Annotated in this window: 24 protein-coding genes and 1 riboswitch; of the genes, 8 read left to right on the top strand and 16 right to left on the bottom strand. The window is 63.9% G+C overall.

Features of this window, described 5'->3' with window-relative positions; genetic code table 11:
* Positions 1-9: 9 nt before the first annotated feature.
* Positions 10-324 (bottom strand): type II toxin-antitoxin system YafQ family toxin, encoded by a 315-nt coding sequence (locus BMX61_RS08000; protein ID WP_075626347.1) that lies wholly within the window; start codon positions 322-324, stop codon positions 10-12.
* A gap of 21 nt (positions 325-345) precedes the next feature.
* Positions 346-612: a type II toxin-antitoxin system RelB/DinJ family antitoxin gene (locus BMX61_RS07995; protein WP_075626348.1), complete on the bottom strand. Its 267-nt coding sequence runs from the start codon at positions 610-612 to the stop codon at positions 346-348.
* Between the two features lie 220 nt (positions 613-832).
* On the opposite strand from BMX61_RS07995, the gene BMX61_RS07990 reads away from it, so the two are divergent.
* From BMX61_RS07990 to BMX61_RS07975, 4 genes are all read left to right on the top strand, one after another.
* The gene (locus tag BMX61_RS07990) at positions 833-1765 is read left to right on the top strand and encodes a sugar phosphate isomerase/epimerase family protein (RefSeq protein WP_075626349.1); all 933 of its coding nucleotides are present in this window, start codon (positions 833-835) and stop codon (positions 1763-1765) included.
* A 110-nt stretch (positions 1766-1875) separates the two neighbouring features.
* Positions 1876-2136 (top strand): CopG family ribbon-helix-helix protein, encoded by a 261-nt coding sequence (locus BMX61_RS07985; protein WP_075626402.1) that lies wholly within the window; start codon positions 1876-1878, stop codon positions 2134-2136.
* Complete coding sequence (locus BMX61_RS07980) at positions 2133-2387, top strand: hypothetical protein (RefSeq protein ID WP_075626350.1); 255 nt, start codon at positions 2133-2135, stop codon at positions 2385-2387. The genes BMX61_RS07985 and BMX61_RS07980 overlap by 4 nt, the downstream gene beginning before the upstream one ends.
* A 45-nt stretch (positions 2388-2432) precedes the next feature.
* Positions 2433-3371 (top strand): sugar-binding transcriptional regulator, encoded by a 939-nt coding sequence (locus BMX61_RS07975; RefSeq protein ID WP_075626351.1) that lies wholly within the window; start codon positions 2433-2435, stop codon positions 3369-3371.
* A gap of 54 nt (positions 3372-3425) precedes the next feature.
* Here the strand turns inward: BMX61_RS07975 and BMX61_RS07970 are convergent, their stop codons facing one another.
* The 3 genes from BMX61_RS07970 to BMX61_RS07960 form a co-directional block, all read right to left on the bottom strand.
* The gene (locus BMX61_RS07970; protein ID WP_075626352.1) at positions 3426-4055 is read right to left on the bottom strand and encodes an SCO family protein; all 630 of its coding nucleotides are present in this window, start codon (positions 4053-4055) and stop codon (positions 3426-3428) included.
* Positions 4052-4567 (bottom strand): copper chaperone PCu(A)C, encoded by a 516-nt coding sequence (locus BMX61_RS07965; RefSeq protein ID WP_075626353.1) that lies wholly within the window; start codon positions 4565-4567, stop codon positions 4052-4054. The genes BMX61_RS07970 and BMX61_RS07965 overlap by 4 nt, the downstream gene beginning before the upstream one ends.
* Before the next feature lie 249 nt (positions 4568-4816).
* Positions 4817-5221, bottom strand: coding sequence for a hypothetical protein (locus tag BMX61_RS07960; RefSeq protein WP_075626354.1), 405 nt, complete (start codon positions 5219-5221; stop codon positions 4817-4819).
* 293 nt (positions 5222-5514) lie between these two features.
* Between BMX61_RS07960 and BMX61_RS07955 the strand changes: the two genes are divergently transcribed.
* Both BMX61_RS07955 and BMX61_RS07950 read left to right on the top strand, forming a co-directional pair.
* Positions 5515-5703: a hypothetical protein gene (locus tag BMX61_RS07955; RefSeq protein WP_075626355.1), complete on the top strand. Its 189-nt coding sequence runs from the start codon at positions 5515-5517 to the stop codon at positions 5701-5703.
* Positions 5704-5842: 139 nt separating this feature from the next.
* Positions 5843-6056, top strand: a riboswitch (cobalamin riboswitch).
* 65 nt (positions 6057-6121) lie between these two features.
* Positions 6122-6799, top strand: coding sequence for an energy-coupling factor ABC transporter permease (locus BMX61_RS07950; RefSeq protein ID WP_075626356.1), 678 nt, complete (start codon positions 6122-6124; stop codon positions 6797-6799).
* Positions 6800-6926: 127 nt separating this feature from the next.
* On the opposite strand, the gene BMX61_RS07945 is transcribed toward BMX61_RS07950, so the two are convergent.
* The 3 genes from BMX61_RS07945 to BMX61_RS07935 form a co-directional block, all read right to left on the bottom strand.
* Positions 6927-7793, bottom strand: coding sequence for an ATP-binding cassette domain-containing protein (locus BMX61_RS07945; RefSeq protein WP_075626357.1), 867 nt, complete (start codon positions 7791-7793; stop codon positions 6927-6929).
* A gap of 61 nt (positions 7794-7854) precedes the next feature.
* Entirely contained in the window at positions 7855-8634 is a 780-nt protein-coding gene (ssuC, locus tag BMX61_RS07940) for an aliphatic sulfonate ABC transporter permease SsuC (RefSeq protein ID WP_075626358.1), read from the bottom strand.
* A 93-nt stretch (positions 8635-8727) separates the two neighbouring features.
* Positions 8728-9708 (bottom strand): sulfonate ABC transporter substrate-binding protein, encoded by a 981-nt coding sequence (locus tag BMX61_RS07935; RefSeq protein WP_075626359.1) that lies wholly within the window; start codon positions 9706-9708, stop codon positions 8728-8730.
* A gap of 262 nt (positions 9709-9970) precedes the next feature.
* Here BMX61_RS07935 and BMX61_RS07930 point away from each other — a divergent pair, with 262 nt between their 5' ends.
* Positions 9971-11431 carry a DUF6880 family protein gene (locus BMX61_RS07930; RefSeq protein ID WP_092742447.1) on the top strand — a complete coding sequence of 487 codons (1461 nt, stop codon included), beginning with the start codon at positions 9971-9973 and terminating at the stop codon, positions 11429-11431.
* A 30-nt stretch (positions 11432-11461) separates the two neighbouring features.
* Here the strand turns inward: BMX61_RS07930 and BMX61_RS07925 are convergent, their stop codons facing one another.
* Positions 11462-11692: a hypothetical protein gene (locus tag BMX61_RS07925; protein ID WP_075626361.1), complete on the bottom strand. Its 231-nt coding sequence runs from the start codon at positions 11690-11692 to the stop codon at positions 11462-11464.
* 395 nt (positions 11693-12087) lie between these two features.
* Between BMX61_RS07925 and BMX61_RS07920 the strand changes: the two genes are divergently transcribed.
* The gene (locus BMX61_RS07920; protein WP_075626362.1) at positions 12088-13449 is read left to right on the top strand and encodes a chloride channel protein; all 1362 of its coding nucleotides are present in this window, start codon (positions 12088-12090) and stop codon (positions 13447-13449) included.
* Positions 13450-13499: 50 nt separating this feature from the next.
* Here the strand turns inward: BMX61_RS07920 and BMX61_RS07915 are convergent, their stop codons facing one another.
* The 7 genes from BMX61_RS07915 to BMX61_RS07885 are packed head-to-tail and all read right to left on the bottom strand — an operon-like array spanning position 13500 to position 19601.
* Complete coding sequence (locus tag BMX61_RS07915; protein WP_075626363.1) at positions 13500-14297, bottom strand: SDR family NAD(P)-dependent oxidoreductase; 798 nt, start codon at positions 14295-14297, stop codon at positions 13500-13502.
* 2 nt (positions 14298-14299) lie between these two features.
* Complete coding sequence (locus BMX61_RS07910; RefSeq protein ID WP_075626364.1) at positions 14300-15148, bottom strand: fumarylacetoacetate hydrolase family protein; 849 nt, start codon at positions 15146-15148, stop codon at positions 14300-14302.
* A complete protein-coding gene (locus tag BMX61_RS07905) occupies positions 15148-15573 on the bottom strand; it encodes a cupin domain-containing protein (RefSeq protein WP_075626365.1) in 426 nt (141 codons plus the stop codon). The genes BMX61_RS07910 and BMX61_RS07905 overlap by 1 nt, the downstream gene beginning before the upstream one ends.
* A 44-nt stretch (positions 15574-15617) precedes the next feature.
* Positions 15618-16013, bottom strand: coding sequence for a RidA family protein (locus BMX61_RS07900; protein WP_075626403.1), 396 nt, complete (start codon positions 16011-16013; stop codon positions 15618-15620).
* Positions 16006-16425: an acyl-CoA thioesterase gene (locus tag BMX61_RS07895; protein WP_075626366.1), complete on the bottom strand. Its 420-nt coding sequence runs from the start codon at positions 16423-16425 to the stop codon at positions 16006-16008. Before BMX61_RS07895 ends, BMX61_RS07900 begins: the two co-directional genes overlap by 8 nt.
* Before the next feature lie 55 nt (positions 16426-16480).
* Complete coding sequence (locus BMX61_RS07890) at positions 16481-17263, bottom strand: SDR family NAD(P)-dependent oxidoreductase (RefSeq protein WP_075626367.1); 783 nt, start codon at positions 17261-17263, stop codon at positions 16481-16483.
* A 22-nt stretch (positions 17264-17285) separates the two neighbouring features.
* On the bottom strand, positions 17286-19601 hold the full coding sequence (locus tag BMX61_RS07885) for a bifunctional salicylyl-CoA 5-hydroxylase/oxidoreductase (protein WP_075626368.1): 2316 nt from the start codon (positions 19599-19601) through the stop codon (positions 17286-17288).
* Between the last annotated feature and the right edge of the window lie 86 nt (positions 19602-19687).

Here is a 19687-nt window from a genome sequence, read left to right as displayed (position 1 = left end):
GGGGCGGCTTTACCGGCCGAAAAGTTCCGAATGCGTGCCGAGACGGACGAATTCAACGACGTTGTCGTCGCATTGGTAGATCAGAAGAAAGTCGCCCCCAATATGCGCCTCTCGCGCCCCCTTCCAATCTCGACCGGATAGTTCATGATCGGACCATTCAGCGCCGAGCGGCTTTTTCAGGATGATCAGCGTCATCAGCTCGATCACGCGGTTCATGTCGGCCTTGCCCGCTTTGTTGTCGCGCGCCCAGTCCTTCTTGAACTCGCAGGTATAGTCGGAGGCTCTCGACAGGGGGGGCCTGCGGTCGGTGCTGGCTTTTTTCACGCACTGCCCTCGACGGCTGGCTCAGTCCGAATTCTCGCGGGTGTTCAGATCGGCAACAAGCGCTTCGGGCGTAGCGAAGCGCGCCCGACGGGCCTTGCGCATCTCCCGCGCCTCGCGCAAAGCCGAGCGCGTCGCCGCATTGGGAACCTTCAGTTCAAGCGGCAGCCCCTGGCTTGCAACGGCCCGGTGAAGAAAAAGGCGCACCGCTTCCGACATCGACAGGCCGAGCGAGGAGAAGACGGCTGCGGCGTCCTCCCGCAGATCATCCTCGATCCGGATATGAAGCATCGTCGATTGTGTCCTACGCTCATTGGCGGCCATTGGTCACAGCTCCCGCGCGACAGTTCGCATCCTCAAGTTAGACCGAATATGTCTCTCAATTGCGATACGGTCAAGGCCGGCGGTAGTCTGCGTCTCGATCTTGTTGAATCAATTGATCCGCCGGCCATTCGTCTCTTAACGAAGCCGGCAATTCCATCTGCATCCAGCTATCACCCCGGAGACCGACATGGCGCTCACGCTCTCGCTCAATACCAATCCGCTGGTCAATCGCTTCGCCGATCCGGACGATCTGATCGAGATGGTGGCACGCGATTTGAAGCTGCGCGATCTCCAGCTCACCCATGAATTCATCAATCCGAGCTGGCCAGCACCGGTGATCCGCCGCCTGACGCGGCAGATGGGCGCGGCGCTGCAGCGCACTGGCGTGCGCGTGACCTCCGGCATGACCGGCCCCTATGGCCGGCTCAACCATTTCGGCCATCCCGACCGCGATGTCCGCCGCTATTACGTCGACTGGTTCCGTACCTTCGCCGATATCATCGGCGATCTCGGCGGTCAGTCGGTCGGCACGCAATTCGCCATTTTCACCTATCGCGACTATGACGATCCCGTCAGGCGCGAGGATCTGATCAAGATCGCCATCGACTGCTGGGCCGAGGTGGCCGAGCATGCCAAGGCCGCCGGCCTCTCCTATGTGTTCTGGGAGCCGATGAGCATCGGCCGCGAGTTTGGCGAGACGATCGAGAGCAGCCTGTCGCTTCAAGAGCGGCTGACGGCGGCGAACATGGCCGTGCCGATGTGGATGATGGCCGATATCGACCATGGCGACGTCACCTCGACCAACCCGGATGACTACGACCCCTATGGCTGGGCCCGCGCCGTGCCAAAGGTCTCGCCGATCATCCACATCAAGCAGAGCCTGATGGACAAGGGCGGCCACCGGCCTTTCACGGCTGAATTCAACGCCCGCGGCCGCATCCAGCCGGCCCAGCTTCTCGAAGCCTTCGCTGCGGGTGGGGCTGAGAATAACGAGATCTGCCTCGAACTCTCCTTCAAGGAGCGCGAGCCCAACGACCGGCAGGTGGTGGAACAGATCGCCGAAAGCGTGGCCTTCTGGGCGCCGCATACCGAAACAGGGGCGGCGGATTTGAAGGTGTAGCGTCGCCGGGCCGGCCGGGTGGCAAAACGCCTGGTTTCCTATGTCGCCGATTTGACCCCCTCAGAGGGATGGCCTATCCTTCCCCCGTATTACAAATGGAGGAAAAAACCATGTCAGACCGCGCGCTGTCGGATCCCATCACCATGCGCCTGCCAGTGGACGTTCTGACTGAAATCGAGGAGATCGCTGCGATCAGCAATCGGAGCCGGAGCTGGGTTTTCGTCCGGGCTTTGAAAGCCTATCTCGCCTCCGAAGGGCGCGAAATCATCGAGCTGGCGCAGGCTAAGCGTGATCTCGACGCCGGCAAGGGCACGGAACTCGATGCGATCATTGATGAGGTCGAGGCAATTGCAAAAGGAGCGGCTGCTTGAAAGTCGTCCTTTCGCCTTTCGCCATCGACTATGTCAGGCGAGAGGCAAAATATCTGAGAGCAGGCAGCAGGAAGGCTGCGCAGCAATTTGCCGATGACCTCAAACGCCTGCGGCAGAGCCTCAGCATGTTTCCAGAGATCGGAAAGCGCACGGATGAGATCCTGATCTTCGCTATTCGACACGGTCGCGAGCGTCCGCCGGGTTTCGTGATCGAGGATGATTTCGATTTCGAGGATACGGATCGCCGGTGACGGGTCAGGGTTGCGTGGGCAGGCCAAGAGGGGGAAACCGCTGCAATGACAGATGACGAACAGTCGCTCGCCGTGCGCGCGGCTTGGCTGCATTATGTCGGCGGGCTGACGCAATCGGCAGTTGCCAAGAAGCTTGGCGTGCCCTCCGTCAAGGCGCATCGGCTGATCGCGCGGGCCGTGGCCGATGGCGTCGTGAAGGTCAGCATCGATGGGGAAATCGCCGAATGCGCCGCGCTGGAAGCCGCGCTTGCCGAGACCTATGGCCTTGCTTTTTGCGAGGTCGCGCCGGAGCTGGATGACGATCCGCAAGCGCTGATCGCGCTCGGCCAGCTGGGCGGCAGTTTTCTGCGGCGCGAGATCGAGCGGGGCGAGCATGCGGTCATCGGTCTCGGCCATGGCAGCACGCTGTCGGCAGCCGTCCACATCCTGCCGAGGATCTCCGCCGGCGCGACCAAATTCGTCTCGCTGCTCGGCGGTCTCACGCGCAATTATGCCGCCAATCCCTATGACGTCATGCACCGCATCGCCGAGAAGACCGGGGCGCAGGCCTACGTGATGCCCGTTCCCTTCTTCGCCAATACGGAGGAAGACCGAGAGGTTCTGCTGGCGCAGAAAGGCGTGCGCGAGGTCTTTCGCCTGGCCGAAAGCGCCGACCTTAAATTGGTCGGCATCGGGACGGTGGATTATGCCGCCAGGCTCTTCCAGTCCGGCATGCTGGAGAAGGACGAAATCGACGATGTCTCCCGGCGCGGCGGCGTTGGCGAGATGCTCGGCCATTTCTTCGACCGTCACGGCCGGATGCTCGACACCACCGTCTCCCAGCGCACGCTGGCCGCCCGTTTTTCCGAGGGACGGAAGGATCGGATCGTGGCGATCGCCGGCGGCCAGGCCAAGACCGAGGCGATCCGCGCCGTGCTTCACAGTCACAGCCTGAACGGGCTGATCACCGATGAGGGCACGGCGCGCCGGCTGCTTGGACGTTAACAGCAGGGCCGAAAGCGGAAGCAGGTTTTTACCTCGCGCCAAGCGCCCGTGTTCTCAGCCGGCATTGCCGGTCTTGGCCTCAACGCGCGCCATGCCGGACTGGCGCAGCAGGCTGCGGATCCTGGACAGGGCATCCTCCTTTTCGGTGCCATAGGCGATCATGTCCTTCAGCCGCCCATCGGCGCCGATCAAAAGCAGCGAGGTGGTGTGGCTCATATGATAATCGTCCACATCGCCCGGCAGTTTGGCGGCATGGGCCATCCAGCCCTCCACCACCTTGCGCATTTCGCCTGCATCGCCCGTAACGCCGGTGATGCGATCGGTAAAGGCGGTGACGTAGCCATGCATGATGTCGGGTGTGTCGCGCTCCGGATCGACGGTGAAGAACAGGGCCTGCAGGTCCTTCGCCTCCGGTCCGAGGTCGCGCAGCCAGCCCGCCATCTCGAATAGCGTGGTCGGGCACACCTCAGGGCAATGGGTATAACCGAAATAGACGAGCGACGGCGCGTGATGGAAGATGGTCTCATCCACCTTGGCGCCGCGATCGTCCACCAGATTGAAGCGCGCCTGAAAGCGGCCCGGACGGACATCGTCGGCCGCCACCCAGATCATCACACCCACCAGCGCCGCCACGAACAGGCTGGTGGCGGCGGCGGCGAGCTTTGCCAGGGGAGACAGCGTCATTGCGCGTGGTCCTCGTGCTTCATGCTGGACATGTCGCCTGCCGCAGGTCCGACCAGGAATTCGACCTCGACCGTGCCCGCCTTCTCAAAGCTCAGGGTGGCCTTGACCATCTCGCCTTCCTTGAACGGCGTCTTCGGGTTGACGAACATCAAGTGATAGCCCCCGGGCTTCAGCTCCAGCTTGCCGCCCGCTGCTACGGGCAGGCCGTCCTTGATCTCGCGCATCTGCATGACCCCGCCATCCATCTTCATCTCATGGATCTGCACGCTCTGCGCGGCGGGCGAAGTGGCGCCCAGCAACCGGTCGGCCGCTGTCCCCTTGTTGACGACGGCAAGATAGCCGCCGCCCACCTTGGCGCCGGGCAGCATGGCGCGGGCATAGGGATGCTCGATCAGGAGATCGCCAAGCTCGAAATGATGGGCGAAGGCGGGCGTGACCATAACGGTGCCAGTCAGGCCGCCTGCGGCGAAGGCGAGCGCGGCGAAGGCTGCACGAAGACGGGAAGGGATCATCAGAAACTCCAGAAGAATGGTGGGGCTGCACGGATCGGCGCACGTGCGCAAAAGGGCTGCAGCGGTGTGTTGCGGCTGGGATGAGGGCATGGGCTGTAGCAAAGGTCCCCCAACCGATAGGCGGAGCTTGCCTGAGCCCGTCAAGATCTGCGGATGGTGACATCGGCGCGTTGAACGACATGGCAAGATGCTTCCACATCATGCTGCAAGACGTGTGGCCGCGCCGCATGCGCTTGGTCCGCTTGGCCTTTAAATCGACAGAAGGACAGGCGGCGCGCGTGGTCTCGCGTCGGGCGGCACCAGACGCCTGAGCGTGAGGCGGGCCGGACGCGGCGCCATGCGCGCGGTCTCCGCGCTACGGAAGACAAGACCGTTCGCGCTTTCCGACACGGGCAGAAGAATCGCGGCGCTCAACCGGCAGGCCTCGCAGGGCGTCGTGCGATCATGGTCGACGTCATGGGATGTATGCCGGACACCCTCGACACAAAGGGCCGGCAGGCTTCCATCCGGCAGGAGATAGAGCGCGCGTTCGCCCGGCGGAATGGTGCTTTCGGCAAAGGCGGGTGGAAGCTTATGGGCCAGGCCGACGCACAGGAGCGCGATGGCGCAGAGGATGCGCCATGCCAGCCCGCCTGTCAGCCTTCCTTGCGGCATTCGCCACCGTCCTGTTTCTCTCAAAGGCCGCTGCGCCGCGACGTCCCCCGCTTAAAGAGACGTGAACGAAGCCGGTCGCAGTAAGGCACCATGCCGTGGGTCGAAGCCTTGATATCATCTGCTCTACCATGCAAGGCCACGCAAGCAATGCGACAAATTTCCGCGCATGTGCAGCGGCTGACACGATCCTGCAATAGCTTCGGTCTGCCGCTCGGCCATCGGTAAAGGCGAGGGTTTAGAACGATTGGTCGGTCTGATGTCGATGAACAACCGTAGCACCGATTATCTCATCAATGACTGAGCTTTATTATTATCCTTCAGGCGAGGATTGGCGCGTGGCCATGGCGATGCAGCTGCACGATCAGATGCGTCGTGGCGTCTGGAACGATGATTGCGAAGAGATTGAAGGCATTCTTCTGGGCTATTCGCCGGCTGAAAATGCCTGGTGGCGCGCGCACAGGCATAGCCTGACGAGCGGCTGATCGTCGTCGTATCGAACATCGGGATGGGCTCGAACTCCGACCTTGGTGCGGAAACATGGTCATGGTTTGAGGCCGCACGCGCATGCTGGAAAAACTCGCCGGGCGCTGAGGCCCCCCTTGCGCTTGCCGTGGACTCGGCGCTTAGCTGGCACCAGATGGTTCTGGCGGCCGTGAGGTGCTGCCGGATGAAAAGGGAATGCGGTGAGGACGACCCCCTGGAGGGGACCGAGACCGCGGCTGCCCCCGCAACTGTGAGCGGAGAACGACATCCTTCAAGCCACTGGCCAAAGCCGGGAAGGCGGATGACGTGACGACCCGCGAGCCAGGAGACCTGCCATCTGAAGCCGGGCCTTTCCGTTGATCGGGGAGGCCCCGATCCAGCAAACCAGCCGCGCGGTGGGCGCGGGGAGGTCTTATCATGCATATCGAACCCGGCGTCGTCGACGGCGCCAAGATCCTGTTGAGCTATGCCACGGCAGCGGGCGCGCTTGTTCTCACGGCGAAAATGGCGCGTGACACCTGGCGCCGCGAAGGGGCGCCGGCGCTTGCGCTGCGCAGCCTTGCGACGACGGCCCTGGTCTTTTGCTTCTTCGAGGTGCTGCCGCATCATCCGGTCGGCGTCTCCGAGGTGCATCTGATTCTCGGCTCGACGCTGTTGCTGCTGTTCGGCGCCGGCGCAGCGGCCATCGGCCTGGCCGCCGGCCTTCTCGTCCAAGGGCTCTTCTTCGCACCCTTCGACCTGCCGCAATATGGGATGAACGTCACCACCCTTTTGGTGCCACTTTGGGGCATCAGCCTTCTGGCTGAGCGGATCGTGCCGGCGCGCACGGCCTATGTCGATCTTCGATATCGCCAGGCCCTTGCGCTCTCGGTCGCCTATCAGGGCGGCATTGTTGCCTGGGTGGCCTTCTGGGCGCTCTATGGCCACGGGTTTCAGATCAGCAATCTGGCCGCCATCGGCTCGTTCGGGCTGGCCTATATGAGCGTGGTTCTGGTGGAGCCTCTGATCGACCTGGCGGTTCTTGCCGCCGCCAAGGCACTGCACCGCGCAAGCCGTGGTCCAATGTTCACGCTACGGCTGCATCAGGCTGCTTAGACGCCGTCGGCGAAGGGGCAAGACACCGTCACCTCATCCTTCGAACCCGTTCGTTCACATAGGCGCGGGGATCATGCCACCGAAGCCAGCGCCTTTTTCGAGGCGCTGGCACCGAGCAGCTGCTTTGTCAGGCGTCCTGCTCATCGAATAGCGCGGCGAGGATGCGGCCTTCCAGGGCGGCGACATCGGCGCTGCCGTGGCGGCGGGGACGGGGCAGGGCGATGGCGAGATCCAGCGAAACTGCGCCCTTGTCGATGACGATCACCCGGTCGGCCAGCGCCAAGGCCTCGGCGACATCATGGGTGACGAGAACGGCAGTAAAACCCTCCTGGCGCCAGATGCGCTCCAAGAGCGCCTGCATCTCGATTCGCGTCAGCGCGTCCAGCGCGCCGAGCGGTTCATCCAGTGCCAGAAGATAGGGTTTGGCGGCCAGCGCGCGGGCCAAAGCCACGCGCTGACGCTGGCCGCCGGACAGCACGGCTGGCCACTCATCGGCACGGTCCTTCAGGCCCACTTCGGCAAGCAGCGACAGTGCCGTTTCGCGCGCCTCGGCGCCCTTTGAAAGGCCGGTCAGGCCGACGGCGACATTATCCGCCACCCGTGCCCAAGGCAAAAGGCGCGGCTCCTGAAACATGATGCGCGTGCGGTGCGCATGCCCATCCGTGCCCAATGTCAGTTTGCCGGAACTTGGGTCATCCAGCCCGGCAATCAGCCGCAGGAGCGTGCTCTTGCCGCAGCCGCTCTTGCCGATGATGGCGACGAACTGGCCTTCGGGAATATCGAGGTCGATGCCTTTCAGCACCTCCTTTTCGCCGAAGCGTCGGGAGACACCGCGCAGCGACAGGGCCGTCTTGGCGGCCGGCTCCGTAGCAGCGCGGGCCGCCGGCGCAGTTTCCCGTGGCACTTTAGGTTTAGAGTCCGGGACAGCCTGCGCGCCTGCGCCTTCTTGATAACGCGCGCGCTCCGCAGGCTGGGTGAAGCTGATGACAGTCATGGGCGGGCTCCGGGCAAGGCGTGAAAGGCGGGCATGGCGGTGATCAGGATGGGGCTTAGGCTCAGGCGGGTTGGAAGGCCGGGTGCCACTGCAGGAACTGGCGTTCGAGGAGCCGGGCCAGACTGTCGGCGAGCTTGCCGAGCAGTGCATAGATCAGGATCGACAGGACGACGACGTCGAGCAGCAGGAATTCGCGTGCCTGCATGGCCATGTAGCCGAGGCCCGAAGAGGCAGCGATGGTTTCCGCCACGATCAGCGTCAGCCACATGATCCCCAGCGCATAGCGCAGGCCCACGAAGATGGAGGGCAGAGCGCCCGGCAGGATGACCCGGAAGAACAAAGCAGAGCGCGACATGCCATAGACCCGGCCCATCTCCACCAGCTGCGGATCGACGCTCTGGATGCCGAGCAGTGTGTTGACATAGACGGGGAAGAACACGCCGAGCGCCACCAGAAACAGCTTGGCTTCTTCATCGATGCCGAACCAGAGGATGACAAGCGGGATCAGCGCCAGATGCGGAATGTTGCGCACCATCTGCAGCGTCGTATCGGTGAGATTGCGCGACAGGCTGGAGAGCCCGTTGGCAAGCCCGAGCACCAGGCCGATAGCGCCGCCGATGGCGAAGCCGGACAGCGCGCGCAAGGTGCTGATCCAGATGTTTTGCAGGAGTTCGCCCGACAGCAGAAGCCGCCAGAAGGCCTCGGCCACGGCCGATGGCGCGGCCAGAACGTTGGGCGAAATCAGCCCGATGCGCGAGGCTGCCTCCCAGGCAATCAGGATCAGCACGGGCAGGATCCAGCCCGTAACATTGTTGAGAAAGGATCGGCCGGTCTTCTGCATGGCTATGGGCTTTCGTCGGACAGGTCAGGGCGTTTGCCTGGCGGCTGAGGCGGACAAGAAGATGTCGGGTCTTGCCCGCGACGCTGTTTGCGCTCAATTGCCGGCGGGTGGCGTCCAGACGGCATCGGCAACCGTGATCTTCTTGGGGATCAGGCCAAGGCGAAAGAAGCGATCGGCCGTGACCTGCTGGCCTGCGACGATTTCGGGCGTCAGCGGTTCGATAGCAAATTTCGTGCGGTTTGCGGCCAGTGTCTGTGCCTCCAGCGGCACGCCGGTTACCTCGTGCAGCGCTTCTGCGACCTTGTCGCGGTTGGCGTCCGCCCAGGCGGCAGCCTCCTTCAATGCGCCGAGCGTGGCCACGATTTCCTTCGGGTGCTCGGCGGCAAAGCCGCGATTGGCGAGGAAATAGGTCCGCACATCCACGGTCTTGTCCGTGGTGGCCAGCACGCGCGGCGTATAGCGCGTCTCGGCCACGGCGAAGAAGGGATCCCAGACCGCCCAGGCCTCGATCTTGTCGGAGGCGAAGGCGGCAGCGGCATCGGCCGGACCCAGATAGACCGGGTTGATGTCCTTGAAGTCCACGCCGGCCTTTTCAAGCGCTGCGACCAGCAGGTTATGTGCGCTCGTGCCCTTGCCGACGCCGACCTTGCGGCCCTTGAGATCAGCCAGGGTCTTGATATCGGAGTCGGGCTTGACGAACACGGCTTCGCCCGCGCCATTGGACGGCAGCGCCGCGACATAGGTGATGGCGGCGCCTGCGGCCTGGCCGAAGATCGGCGGCGCATCGCCCGTCCAGCCGAGATCGATGGAGCCGACATTGAGCGCCTCGACCAGCGGCGGACCGGCCGCGAACTCTACCCACCGCACCGTAACGCCCTCGGACGACAGTGCTTTTTCCACCACCTGCTGCTGGCGGGCGACGACCGGCAGGCCGGTCTTTTGATAGCCGATTTTCAGCTCCGTCAGCGCGGCAGCTTGCGCGTCCAGCGAACAGAGCGGAGCCGCAGTGAACCCGAGAGCAAGGCCGAGCGCCAGAAAGCCTGCGCCGAATGTCCGTCTCGCGATTGCCAGCATGCGTTTGCTCTCCTTGATGGCGGCGCCGTTGCCGCGCGATGCAAGGACTATGCTAGAGTAAGCCACTTTGATTATAGAGTTTATTTATTTCTCTTTCTTCCAATTTATTGGAAAAGGATTCCATCAAGTCGCCCTTCGGTAAGACTGCGCCGATAAAGCCGATCTGTTTTGATTTCGCCCCCACCACGGCAGCGGCGTCTTGCGCCTCATGCGCGAGAATGGCAGACCGGGCGCGTCAACGTGTGAGCGTGGGAGAGCTTTGGTGGCACGCAAGCCTGTGGTCAACAGCGAGGCGCTGTGCAAGCTGGGCGCGGAAAAGCTGGCGGCGCTGATCGTTGTCCAGGCCGAGTCCGATCAGGTCTTCCGTCGGATCGTGTCAGCCGCGCTTGCTGGCGCCAAGGGGCCTGAGGCGGTGACCAAGCTGATCGATCAGAGGCTCGCCGCTCTGGAAAAGGCCCGTTCTCGTGTCAGCTGGCGGCGCACGAAAACCTTCGCACAGGATCTTCAGTCCATTCTCCGGATGATCGATGGCGAACTGGCGCCGCTGTCCGCCCCGCTTGCTGTCGACCGCCTCTTACGGTTCATCGCCACGAACGGCGTCGTCTTCGAAAGGCTGGAGGACGGCAGCGGCCTGATCGACGATCTCTATCAGAATGCCGTGGATGCCCTGGTCCCGCTGACCGAACGCCTCGATGAGGCCGACCGGTTGCTTCTGCCTGACCGGATCATGGCGCGGCTGGAGGACGATGAAGACAACTATCTGCTCCTCATTCTCACAGCCATTGCCCGGCATCTGCCCGAGGCGGCCCTTCTTCAATGGGACCGCCAGCTTGAAGGCCAGACAAAGGAAATTCGGCGGCGCAAAGGAGGGCGCTTCGAGCACGAATTCTTCAAGTCCCGGCTGATCGATCGGCTTCTGACCGCGCGCCAGATCATCGCCCGCGCGCGCGACGATCTGGACGGGCTCGTGGCGCTGGAGGCGCAGAAGTCGCCTACCCTTCAGGATCGGCTGTCTGTCGCCAGGATGCTCTACGATGCCGGTCGCTTTCAAGAGGCGCTGGATTGGCTGCGCAAACCCGAAGACGGACGGGTGAGGATCATGCGCCGCGAGGATCTGGCCAATGGCGCCGGACCTATCATTGCCGAGCGGCTGGACCGTGTGGCGTTGGAAGCGAACATCCTCACCGCGCTGGGTGACAAGCCGGCTGCCCAGGCGCTGCGCTGGACATGCTTCGAGGAGACGCTGGAACCCGAGCCGCTGCGCGGCTATATCGCCGCGCTCGGCGATTTCGAGGAATTCGAAGCGCTGGACAAGGCTTTTGCCTTTGTGAGCAAGGTCAAATCCCCCTATGGCGCGCTCAGCTTCTTCCTTCGCTGGCCCAGGCTCGATCATGCGGCTGCCCTCGTACTGGCCCATCGCGGCCGCTGGGACGGCGGCTTCTACGAGCTTCTGGCGTCAGCGGCGGAACTGCTGGAAGAGAGCCAGCCTCTGGCCTCTGCCGTGCTCTATCGCGCGCTTCTCGATGATATCCTGAACAAATCCCGTAGCGCCGCCTATGGCCATGGCGCGCGTCATTTGATCGCCCTACGCCATCTCGACGGCGTGATCCCGCCCGAGGCCTACACACAGGCGCGCATGGAGCCCCATGCCGCCTATGAGGCCAAGCTGAAGCAGGTGCATGGGCGCAAATATGGCTTCTGGCCGCTTCTGGAGGGACACTGACGAGTGCTCGCCGCAAGGCTCATGGACACCTCAGGCGAGCGGATCGCGGCTCTTCCAGGCGCGATAGGGCGCAAGAACCTGACCGGGATAGCGCCGCTCGATCTCTTCCGTCACCAGCGTGATCCGTGCCATCACCTCGTCGCGCTCTTCGCCCTCGGCCTTCTCACTGTCGCGTTCCAGCCGTGACAGCAGCGAGAAGACCTCATCCTCGGTCATCGGTTCAAGCGCGTCGGCGAAGCTGTCGATCGGTTCCTGATGCATACGGTGGGTCCTTGAGTCTGGTCTTCAAGCGTTGCGGCGGCACGCCGGTCCAAGGTCGATAGGGCTTCGACAGTCGGGCTTTCCGCCTCCTTAACCCTTTCGGGCGCGAAAGGTTCTCGTCCCGGACAACATGCGATGGGGCGCAATGTCAGCCGGACCACAGCTGCCTGATTTGACGCGGCAGCGCTTGCATCTTTTCCTTGCCTTGCCCAAGCGAATGCGAAAAGAAGAGCCGGGCGCACATAGCGCACGACTTATTGTGCCGCGATCACGGCAGACGCCAGGAGCGCGACGAATGCCTGATGGCGTGTGCGTGGAAACGCCGTTTTCGCCGCATGTCGGCGTCGCTGTCTCCGCAAGACGTCCGCTGCTCATCAAAGGCAATGCGAGGTGATATGCCGCCGATCCGCCGCAAGTCCAAGCTCCTGCGTCGCTCCCGCGTGCTCTGGGCTTCTCCGGCCCTGTGGCGGCCGCGGCTGGTGTTCTGGTGCGGGGCACTCGCCATCGGTGTGGTCAGCGTCGGCTTTGCCAAGATGGCGGATTGGGCGCAGCACGTCTTTGCCGCCATGACGGGCTCGACCAGCCATGGCTTCCTGATCCCGCTGCTTCTCACGCCGGCCGGCTTCACGCTCTCGGCTTTTCTGGCCATCCGCTTCTTTCCGAACTCCCAAGGCAGCGGCATTCCCCAAGCCATCGCCGCGCGGCACCTGCATGAGGATGAGGATCGGCGCTGGCTGCTCTCGCTGCGGGTCGCCTTCGGCAAGATCCTGCTCACCATTCTCGGCCTGGCAAGCGGTGCCTCTATCGGGCGGGAGGGGCCGACGGTGCAGGTCGGCGCGTCGATCATGCTGGCGGTCGCCCGCGTCAGCGGCATTGCCCAGGCGCGCGGGCTGATCCTCGCCGGCTCGGCCGCCGGTATCGCCGCCGCCTTCAACACGCCGCTCGCCGGCATCGTCTTCGCGATCGAGGAGATGGGCCGCGCTTACGAGGCACGCTCCAACGGGCTGGTTCTCACCGCCGTCATCCTCTCCGGCCTCGCAGCGCTCGGCCTGTCCGGCAGCTATACCTATTTCGGGCTGGCCTCCATCGGTCCCGCCACGGTGCGCGAATGGCTTCTGGTGCTGGTTTGCGGCGTGGCTGGCGGTGCGCTGGGGGCGGGCTTCAGCGGCTTTGCCCTGTCGGTCGGCCGGCGCATCCGCCGCTGGGCAGCCCCCCTGCCGCTGCGCCGCAGCCTGATGCTGGCGGCAGGCTGCGGCCTTCTGGTCGCGCTGATCGGCCTCGTCTCGGGCGGGGCGACCTTCGGCACGGGCTATGAGCAGGCGCGCGGCGCCATCGAAGGTCAGGCTCTGCCGCCCTTCTTCTTTCTGGAGAAGCTTGTCGCGAGCTTTCTGTCGATGATCTCGGGTATTCCTGGCGGCATTTTCGCCCCGTCGCTTGCTGTCGGCGCCGGGCTTGGCAGCAGTCTCGGCCTGGCGCTCGGCACCAGCATCACGCTGGCCGCCACGCTCGGCATGGCCGGCTATTTTGCCGGTGTGGTGCAGGCCCCAATGACCGCCTTCGTCATCATCCTCGAAATGACCGGCAATCATGATGGCGTCATCGCGATTATGGGCGCTGCCATGCTCGGCTATATCACCTCGCGCCTGTTACAAAGCGAGCCGCTCTATCACGGCCTGTCGCGCAGTTTCCTTGCCGCTGCCATGCGCCGCAGCCGCGCAGCGGGCCATGAGGCAGCCAGCGAGAAGAGCGGCGCATGAAAAATCCGGCGCTCGTGAAACGCCGGATCGAGACATGACAAAGCCTTCGTTCAGTCCTTGATGATGCCGGTCTCGCTCGCCACGCGCCGATAGGCGGCACCGGCGGTAAAGCCTCCATCGATGACGAAATCCTCCCCGGTGATGAAGCTCGAGGCATCGGAGGCGAGGAACAGCACGAGTTCGGCAATCTCCTCCGGCTTGCCGCTGCGCTTCATCGGCGTCATCCCGATCATCGGCTGGAGGTGCGGGCTGGAGGCGTTGAGGCCCGTGACGACGAGGCCGGGGCAGACGGCGTTGACGCGGATGTTGCGGCCGGCAAGCTCCATGGCCGCGCTGCGCGTGAGGCCGCGCAGGCCCCACTTGCTGGCCGTGTAAGCCGGATCATAATGGCCGGAAAAGGCGCTGTTGGAGGAGATGTTGACGATCGCCCCGCCGCCGCCCTCCGCCATCAGGCCGGCCACCGACTGGATGCCGAGAAAGGCGCCGGTCAGGTTGACCTTCAATACCTTTTCCCAGGCTTCCAGAGGCGTGTCGGCGATCAGCGTGCGGTTGATGATGCCGGCATTGTTGACGAGAATGTCGAGCCTGCCCTTCCAGGCGCGTGCTTCCGCCACCACGCCGGCCCAGCTTTTCTCGTCGGTGACGTCGAGATGGAGAAAGCGTGCCTCTCGACCTTCAGCCCGCAGGCTTTCGGCCAGCGCCCGGCCTTCCTCAGCCAGCACGTCGGCGATCAGCACCGCCGCGCCGTGGGCGGCAAAGAGCCGGCTTTCGGCCTCGCCCTGTCCGCGCGCGCCGCCGGTGACGAGTGCGACACGGCCTTCCAGCGTGGCTGCCTTCGGATCGGCCATGGTCAGGCCCTCGCTTCGATGGTGGTCTGGCGCTGCTCGCCAAGGCCCTCGATGCCCAGCGTCATCACCTGCCCGGGCTTGAGGAAGATCGGCTCCGGCTTGATGCCCATGCCGACGCCGGGCGGCGTGCCGGTGGCGATGATGTCGCCGGGCATCAGCGTCATGAACTGGCTGATATAGCTGACGAGATGGGCGACGCCGAAGATCATCGTCGCGGTCGTGCCGGTCTGGCGGCGCACGCCGTCGACATCGAGCCAGAGCGCGAGCGCCTGCGGATCCGCCACCTCGTCGCGCGTGACGAGCCAGGGACCGGTGGGGCCGAAGGTGTCGTGGCTCTTGCCCTTGGTCCATTGCCCGCCGCGCTCGGACTGGAAGGCGCGTTCGGACACGTCGTTGACGACGCAATAGCCGGCAACATGAGAGAGCGCATCCGCCTCGCTGACATATTTGGCGCGGGTGCCGATGACGACGCCGAGTTCGACTTCCCAATCGGCCTTTTTCGAGCCGCGCGGGATTTCCACCGGATCGTTGGGGCCGATGATCGCGCTCGTCGCCTTCATGAACAGGATCGGCTCGTCAGGCGGAGCCTTGCCGGTTTCCTTGGCATGGTCGGCATAGTTCAGGCCGACGCAGATGAATTTCGACGTGCCGGCGACGCAGGGGCCGATGCGCTCCGGCGAAATCGCCGGCAGGCTCTTCGGATCGAGCGCGCGCAGCCTGTCGAGGCCGGCATCGCTCAAGGCGTCGCCCGACAGATCCGGAATGATGCCGGAGAGGTCGCGGATGATGCCATCGGCATCGATGAAAGCAGGCTGTTCGGCGCCTGCCGGGCCATGGCGAAGGAGCTTCATCAGGCGCGCCGGAAGCCTTGGAGCACGCTGTCATCGACATCGGGCAGGTTGATGACGATATTGTCCGGCGTGCGCGTGGTCAGCCAGACCAGCTCTTCCGTCGTCGACATGTTGACCTCGATATGCGGCCAGTTCGGCGGCACGAAGATGAAGTCGCCTTCCTCCATGTCGAGGAACTCCTGCCAGTTCTCGCCGAAATAGATGCGCGCCTTGCCCTTCAGCACATAGCCGCCGGTTTCGGCTTCGCCATGATGATGGGGATAGGACCGGTAGCCCGGATCGTTGGAAACCTTGCCGAACCAGATCTTGGTGGCCGGCGTGTGCTGCGGCCCGACGCCGGAGACGCGAACGCAGCCGCCGGACTGGCCCGTTCCCGTGTCTTCCTGGCCCTTTCGGGTGATGACGGGCATGATCTTGTTGTTCATGGTGGTTCCTCCTCGGTCTTTCAGAGCGTCAAGCGAGCAGCGCTTCAGTCTGGAACGACGGCCAGCGCCTGGATTTCGATCTTGGCGCGGTCTTCCATCAGCGCCACGACCTGAACGGCGGCCATGGGCGGAAAATGCCGGCCGATGATTTCGCGATAAACGGCGCCGATTTCCTTCATCCGCGAGCGATAGGCCTCGCGGTCGGTGAAGTACCAGGTCATCTGGATCAGATGCTCGGGCTTGGCATCGGCTGCCTTCAGCACGCTGACGATGTTGGTGAGCGTCTGGCGCACCTGATCGACGAAATCATCCGAGTGAAACAGGCATTGTTCGTCCCAGCCGATCTGGCCGCCGACCTGAACGATGCGCCCGCGCGCGCTGATCCCGTTGGAATAGCCGATCGGCTTGGCCCAGCCGTCCGGCTGGATGATTTCATGCATCATGTGAGGGCTCCAGATAACGCGAAAGACCGGCGCGGACATCCTCCGGCCAGGGGTGGGATTTGTGGTCGGCCAGCGAGGTCATGACGATGCGCTGACGCACGGTCCAGATGACGTCGCCCCGCACGGTGACCACCGTTTCGAGATCCAGCGAGGCGCGGCCGATGGCGCGCACATGCACGGCAAAATCCAGCACATCGCCGTAGATGGCAGGCTTCTTGAATTCGAGGTTCAGGGTCACCGTCGGAAGGCCGAGCTTGCGCTCGAACATGATCTCCTTCCAGGTCACGCCGAAGGAGGCGAACATCGCCTCGTTCACATCCACCAGCATGGAAAGATAGGCCGGGTGATAAGCAATCCCGGTGAGGTCGCAATCGCCGAAGCGCATCGGCTTGGAAATGGTAAAGGGCATTCTGCCTCCCTGTTCGTCTCTGAGCGGCGTCATTGCGCAGCGCGATTCTTGGCCGTCATCCCGCCATCACCTCACCGCCCGCCACTGCCACGGCCTGTCCGGTGATCGCGCCGGCGCCGGGTGCGGCAAGCCAGGCGACCGCATCGGCCACCTCCTCCGGACGCACCAGGCGCGCTTGCGGATTGGCGGCGGTGAATTCGGCGAGTGTCGCCTCACGGCTGCGGCCGGTCTTTTCCATGATCGCCTCGATCGAGCGCGCGATGATCGGCGTGTCGGTAAAGCCCGGGCAGACGGCGTTGACGGTGATGTTCTTGCGTGCCAGCTCCAAAGCCAGCGCCCGTGTGAGCCCGACGACGCCATGCTTGGCGGCGCAATAGGCCGAGACATAGGCGTAGCCCTTCAATCCCGCCGTGGAGGCGAGATTGATGATGCGCGCGCCCTCGCCATGGGCCTTTAAGTCCGGCAGCACTGCCTGGGTGACGTTGAAGACGCCTGTCAGATCGACGTCGATCACCTTGGCCCAGAGATCGGCGCCGGTCTTTTCGAACGGCGCGCTCGGCGCCTCGCCGGCATTGTTGACAAGGACCGAAACCGGGCCGAAGGCGGCGCGCGCGGCGGCGAGGCCGGCCGCGATGTCATGCGGGTCGGTCACATCAAAGCCGGCGGCAACGAGGGCGCGGCCGTGGCCGATCTCCTCGGCCAGCTCGTCCGCCAGCGCTTGCAGCGGCTCGGCCCGCCGGCCCGCCAGCGTGACACGCGCGCCGTCGCGGGCAAGCCTTCGCGCGATTGCCGCGCCGATGCCGCTGCCGGCGCCGGTCACGAGCGCATGTCTGTCCATGAGGGGCTTGCTCACGATAGCCTCACTTGGCCGGCGCCGCAGCGCGGGCAAGGTTGGTCTCGTACTGCCCCTTGGCAGAGTAATACTGCTTCGGCCAGGGCACCGTGGTCACGCCGATTTTGGCCGCCTCATGCAGCGCCCAGGCCGGATCGGCCAGGTGCGGCCGGGCCACGGCGCAGAGATCGGCGCGGCCGGCAGCGATGATCGAATTGGCGTGGTCGGCCTCCGAAATCGCGCCGACGGCAATCGTCGGAATTTCGATCTCGTTGCGGATCTTGTCGGAGAAGGGGGTCTGGAACAGCCGGCCATAGACAGGTTTTTCCTCCTTCCAGACCTGGCCGGAAGAGCAGTCGATCAGGTCGGCGCCGGCCTCCTTGAACATTCCGGCGAAGATCGCCGTATCTTCGGGCGTGTTTCCACCCTCGGTCCAGTCGTGGCAGGAGAGGCGAACCGAGATCGGTCGATCCTCCGGCCAGACAGCGCGGATGGCGTGGAAGACCTCCAGCGGAAAGCGCGCGCGGTTCTCATGGCTGCCGCCATAGGCGTCCTCGCGCCGGTTGGTCAGAGGCGAAAGGAAGGCGGAGAGCAGATAGCCGTGGGCGCAGTGCAGCTCCAGCCAGTCCACACCGGCTTCGGCAGCCCGGCGGGCGGCGGCGACGAAATCGGCCGTGACCCTGTCCATATCCGCCCGATCCATGGCTTTGGGAACCTGGCTATTTTTCAGATAGGGCAGGGCGGAGGCTGAAATCAGCCGCCAGCTGCCCGTCTCGAGAGGTTGGTCGATGCCCTCCCAGGCGAGCTTGGTTGCGCCCTTGCGTCCGGCATGGCCGAGCTGAACGGCGAGTTTGGCGCGCGTATTGCCATGAACAAAAGCCGCAAGCCGCTTCCAGCCCTCCATCTGCGCGTCGTTCCACAGGCCGAGGCATCCGGGGGTGATGCGTGCATCCGGAGAGACGCAGGTCATTTCGGCAAAGACGAGACCGGCGCCGCCCATGGCGCGGCTGCCGAGATGGACCATGTGAAAATCGTCGATCAACCCGTCCTTGGCCGAATACATGGCCATGGGCGAGACGACGACACGATTGGCAAGCGTGACGCCGCGCACCGAAAAGGGCGTGAACATCGGCGGCAGACAGCGCTCGTCATCCGGCACGTTCAGCCCCTGGCGGCGGGCGAACCAGCGCTCATAGCCTTCCAGCCAGGCCTTGTCGCGCAGCCGCAGGTTTTCGTGACTGATGCGCTGCGAACGCGTCAGCATGGAATACATGAACTGTTCCGGCTCCAGCGTGTCGGCATAGCGCCGGCCGACGACCTCGAACCATTCCATGGCATTGCGCGCCGCATTCTGGATGCGGGCGACATCGACGCGGCGGATGTCCTCATAGGTCTGGAGAACCGCCGGAATGCTCTCTTTGCCATGGCCTGCCTTGTTGAACTGGTTGGCCAGCTCGATGGCGTCATCGATGGCGAGCTTGGTGCCGGAGCCGATGGCGAAATGGGCGGTATGGGCGGCGTCGCCCATCAGCACGACATGGCTCTGGCCGTTGAAATGGCTCCACTTGCCGCAGATCAGCCGGCTGAAATTCAGCCAGGCCGAGCCGCGCAGATGGCGCGCATTGGTCATCAGCGGCGCGCCTTCCAGCACCTCAGAGAACAGCTCCTGGCAGAAGTCGATCGAACCCTGCTGATCCATCTCGCCGAGCCCATGCGCCTGATAGGCCTCTTCCGTGGTCTCGATGATGAAGGTCGAGGTCGTCTCGTCGAACTTGTAGATATGCGCCTGGAACCAACCGTGATCGGTCTTGCGAAAATCGAAGGTAAAGGCGTCGAACAGCTTGTTGGTGCCAAGCCAGATGTAGCGGTTCGGCCGCACCACCAGATCGGGCTCGAAGATCTCGGCATATTTGTTGCGGATCGTGGAATTGAGGCCGTCGGAGGCAATGACGAGATCGGCATCGGGGAAATCGAGATCGCTATCGACATCGGTTTCGAACTTCAGCACCACGCCGAGCGCTTCGCAGCGCGCCTGCAGAATGTTCAGGAGCTTCTTGCGGCCGATGCCGACGAAGCCATGGCCCGTGGTGCGCTGCCGCGTGCCTTTGAACAGCACCTCGATATCGTCCCAATGATTGAAAGCATCCTCGATTTCGGCAGCGCTCTCAGGGTCCCAATGCCGCATGGAGGCCATGGTGGCGTCGGAGAAGACCACGCCCCAGCCGAAGGTGTCATAAGGACGGTTGCGTTCGACCACGGTGACATCATGGGTCGGGTGGAGCTTCTTCATCAGAAGGCCGAAATAGAGGCCGGCAGGCCCCCCGCCGATGCAGACGATGCGCATGTGCTGTTCCTTCCCTGATCGCTCATCCCGGTGAGGCGGAGCCTGAGCGGTCCGACGCATCCAAGATACTTTAAGCTTAAAATATA

Source organism: Xaviernesmea oryzae, from assembly GCF_900109605.1.
GTDB classification, from domain to species: Bacteria; Pseudomonadota; Alphaproteobacteria; order Rhizobiales; family Rhizobiaceae; genus Xaviernesmea; species Xaviernesmea oryzae.
The sequence above is the reverse complement of the archived record's forward strand: the minus strand, read 5'-3'. Positions and strand labels throughout refer to the sequence as shown.